Here is a 2,751-nt window from a genome sequence, read left to right on the forward strand (position 1 = left end):
GTGCCGCTGGGGCGGCACGGGTGGGCGCAGCGGCACCCCGGTAGCGCCGGGCCACGCGTCCCACCCCCGGCCGGCACCCGCGCCGGGCTACGTCGATGCGCCCCCGTCGGAGACCTCCGGTAGCTCCGCTGCCAGGGACGCCGCCGCCTGGACCAGTGGGAGCGCCAGCAGGCCCCCCGCGCCCTCGCCCACCGTCACGCCCTGCGTCAGGAGTGGCTCCAGGGCCATCCGGTCCAGCGCCTTCGCCTGCCCCGGCTCCCCGCTGTCGTGTGCCGCCAGCCACCAGTCCGGTGCCCGGAACGCCACCCGCTGGCCCACCAGCGCGCACGCCGCACTCACCACGCCGTCCAGAATCACCGGCATCTTCCGCACCGCGCTCTGGAGCAGGAAGCCCGTCATCGCGGTGAGGTCCGCGCCGCCCACCGTCGCCAGCAGCTGCAACTGGTCGCCCAGCACCGGCCGCGCCCGCCGCAGCGCGTCCCGGATCGCCGCGCACTTGCGCATCCACGCCAGGTCGTCGATGGCGAGCCCGCCCCGGCCGGTGACGACCGACGCGTCCGTCCCGCACAGCGCCGCGACCAGCACGCCCGCCGCCGTCGTCCCGCCCACGCTCACATCGCCGAGCACCACCAGATCCGTACCGGAGTCGGCCTCCTCGTCGGCCACCGCCATCCCGGCCCGGAAGGCGGCCTCCGCCTCCTCCGGGGTCAGCGCGTCCTCGACGTCGATGCGCCCGCCGCCGCGCCGCACCCGGTGCTTCACGACCTCGGCCGGCAGCGACTCCGGGTCGCAGTCCAGGGACATGTCGACCACCCGCACCGGCACCCCGAGGCGCCGCGCGAGCACCGACACCGGACGCCCGCCCGCCAGCACCTCGCGGACCAGTTCGCCCGCGCCGCCCGCGGGCCGCGCCGACACGCCCAGCTCGGCGACCTTGTGGTCACCGGCGAAGAGCACCACCCGGGGCCGTTCGACCGGCCGTACCGGCACGGCGGACTGCGCCGCGGCCAGCCACTCACCCAGGTCGTCCAGTCGGCCCAGCGACCCGGGCGGCACGACCTGACGCTCTCGGCGCGCCTCGGCGTCGCGGCGCACCCCGCCGTCGGGGCGCTCGATCAGATCGGTGAAGTCGTCGAGATTCAGCGAGCTCATTCGCCGAACAGTACCGGCCCCGGTCGAACACCACGGAGGTCACATCCGCACCGCGCCGGACCGGCGTCGTTGCCCTCCGGATCGCCGCGGCCTACGTAACGTTTTGCGGTGGATTGTCGTATGCCGTCCCCCTCCTGTCGGGAGCCGCCCATGTCCGCGCCCTCCGCCCCCTTCGTGCCGTCCCCCGTGCCCCCGGTGCCTCCCGTCCCCCGCTACGGACCGCACCGCGCGGACTGCCCCTGGTGCGGCTCGCGGCGGCTGCGCTCCCGGGCCGGCCACCAGACCCCGCGGCAGGGCGCGCCGGCCCGTTCCGTCCTCGACCGGTGCCGGGACTGCCGGCACACCTTTCCCAATCCGCTGCTCGCGCCCCGGCCCGGACACCCCGCCGTCCGGGCCGGCGAACGGCTCAGACACGTCCTGGCCGTCCGCGCGATGCTCCGTCACTGCCCCGAGCCCGAGAGCTGGCTGGACGTGGGCACCGGCGACGCCGGCTTCCCCCGGGTGGCGCGGACGTTCTTCCCGTACACCTCGTTCGACGGCGTGGACCCCACGCACCGCGTCCTGCGAGCCCGCGCGGCCGACCGCGTCGAGGAGGCGTACGTCGGCCGGCTGACGGACCGGCACATCGCCGCCCGGCTCCGCGCCCGGTACGACGTCGTGAGTCTCTTCCACCACCTGGAGCGCGTCCCCGACCCGCGCGCCGAACTCCGCGCCGCCCTGCACGTCCTGCGCCCCGGCGGGCATCTCCTCATCGACGTCGCCGACCCGCGCCGGCTGCTCGCCCTGCCGCCCGGCACGTCGCACCCGGCGGGGCTGCGTGCCGAGCTGGAGGCCCGCGGCTGCACGGTCCTCACCGGCGAGCGGAGCCCCCGTCTCGTCGCCCGCAAGGAGCCGCCGTCAGCCCCGTAGCACCAGCGCCTGGCCCGCCACCACCAGCAGCACCTGCTCGCACTCGGCGGCGAACGCCGCGTTCAGCCGCCCCAGTTCGTCCCGGTAGCGGCGGCCCGACGCGGTGGCCGGGACGATGCCCGAGCCCACCTCGTTCGACACCGCGACGACCGTGCGCCGGGTGGCGCGCACCGCCTCCGTCAGGTCGCGCACCCGGTCGCGCAGGGCCCGTTCGCCGCCGTCGGCCCACTCCGCGTCGTCCCACGCGCCGACCGCGTCCATCGCGTCCGTCAGCCACAGCGACAGGCAGTCGATGAGGAGGGGCGGGCCGTCGTCCTTCAGGAGCGGGACCAGGTCGCAGGTCTCGGCGGTGCGCCACGAGCCGGGGCGCCGCTCGCGGTGCGCGCAGACCCGGGCCGCCCACTCGGTGTCCCCGTTGCGGGAGCCGCCGGTCGCCACGTACAGCACGTCCGGGAAGGCCTCCAGCCGCCGTTCGGCCTCCACCGACTTCCCCGACCGGGCCCCGCCCAGCACGAGGGTGCGCCGCGGCACGTCGGGCACGTCCTCGTACACGCCCGTCGTCAGGGTCGTTCCGTCCGGCACCGCCCGTGCGCCCGCCGCCGCGAGCCGGCGCGCCAGCTCCCGGCCCGGCGGCACGTCGTGGCCGAGGTGGACGGCGACGACGTCGGTCGTCGGGCGCGCGGCGCCCAC

3 protein-coding genes are annotated in these 2,751 nt (G+C 76.9%); 1 reads left to right on the forward strand and 2 read right to left on the reverse strand.

Going from position 1 to position 2,751, the window contains the following annotated elements; translation table 11 throughout:
* Window positions 1-87 precede the first annotated feature (87 nt).
* Window positions 88-1,152 carry a nicotinate-nucleotide--dimethylbenzimidazole phosphoribosyltransferase gene (gene cobT / locus GTW67_RS06375; protein ID WP_161163817.1) on the reverse strand — a complete coding sequence of 355 codons (1,065 nt, stop codon included), beginning with the start codon at window positions 1,150-1,152 and terminating at the stop codon, window positions 88-90.
* A 150-nt stretch (window positions 1,153-1,302) separates the two neighbouring features.
* Between cobT and GTW67_RS06380 the strand changes: the two genes are divergently transcribed.
* On the forward strand, window positions 1,303-2,061 hold the full coding sequence (locus GTW67_RS06380; RefSeq protein ID WP_161163818.1) for a class I SAM-dependent methyltransferase: 759 nt from the start codon (window positions 1,303-1,305) through the stop codon (window positions 2,059-2,061).
* Here the strand turns inward: GTW67_RS06380 and GTW67_RS06385 are convergent.
* Window positions 2,050-2,751: bifunctional adenosylcobinamide kinase/adenosylcobinamide-phosphate guanylyltransferase (locus GTW67_RS06385; protein WP_161163819.1), on the reverse strand; the 702-nt coding region annotated here is incomplete at its 5' end. The genes GTW67_RS06380 and GTW67_RS06385 overlap by 12 nt on opposite strands.

Source organism: Streptomyces sp. SID5910 (assembly GCF_009862125.1).
Taxonomy (GTDB): Bacteria; Actinomycetota; Actinomycetes; order Streptomycetales; family Streptomycetaceae; genus Streptomyces.

Bases quoted from the DNA above. Each gene is read 5' to 3' on its own strand.
- cobT (WP_161163817.1), bottom strand. From the start codon at position 1,152: ATGAGCTCGCTGAATCTCGACGACTTCACCGATCTGATCGAGCGCCCC.
- GTW67_RS06380 (WP_161163818.1), top strand. From the start codon at position 1,303: ATGTCCGCGCCCTCCGCCCCCTTCGTGCCGTCCCCCGTGCCCCCGGTG.